This window comes from Streptomyces chlorus (assembly GCF_042655885.1).
Lineage (GTDB): Bacteria > Actinomycetota > Actinomycetes > Streptomycetales > Streptomycetaceae > Streptomyces > Streptomyces chlorus.
The window spans coordinates 1-772 of record NZ_JBHSOA010000022.1 but is presented as its reverse complement, the minus strand read 5'-3'; the positions used below and the strand labels follow the sequence as shown (position 1 = coordinate 772).

1 protein-coding gene is annotated in these 772 nt (G+C 64.2%); it reads left to right on the top strand.

Annotated elements, in window-relative coordinates:
- Positions 1 to 772: AMP-binding protein (locus ACFPZI_RS11260; RefSeq protein WP_381361658.1), on the top strand; the 772-nt coding region annotated here is incomplete at both ends.

Here is a 772-nt window from a genome sequence, read left to right as displayed (position 1 = left end):
GGACGTGCCCTTCGAGCAGCTCGTCGAGGCACTCAACCCGACCCGCTCCCTCGCCCGCCACCCCCTCTTCCAGACCCTCCTCACCTACAACAACCAGCAAGACCGCTATTCACAGCTCGAAACTGGGCAACTTGACGTGCGGCCGGTGAAATTCGAGGACTCCACGTCTCGCTTCGACTTGACGTTCGAGCTCACCGAGATGGAAACGGACGATGGCGGGTCCGTTATTCGCGGCAGCGTTGAGTACTCCACTGACTTGTTCGATGCCGAAACGGTGGATTATCTCGTTTCCGGTTTGAAGAACGTCTTTCAGCAGGTTCTGCTGAACCCGAATCGGCCGCTGTCCGGCATCGATGTGTTGTCGGTCGGTGAGGTGGAGCGGGTTACCCGGGGTTGGAACGACACGGGTGTGCCGGTGGGCCCCGGTTCGTTGGTGGACTGGTTCGCGGAGCGGGTGGTGTCGGCTCCGGAGGCCTGTGCGGTGGTGACCGAGGAGGGGGAGCTTTCGTATGCGGAGTTGAATGCGCGGGCGAATCGTTTGGCCCGGGTGCTGATCGAGCAGGGTGTGGGCCCGGACAGCTTCGTCGCCGTGGTCCTGCCCCGCTCGGCGGAACTGATCACGGTGCTGCTGGCGGTGTGGAAGGCCGGGGGTGCCTATGTGCCGATCGATCCGGACTATCCGGTGGAGCGGATCGGTTATGTGCTGGCCGATGCCGGTCCGGCGGTCACGGTGACCACCAGCGGCCTGGCAGGGGTGCTGCCGGCGGGGGCT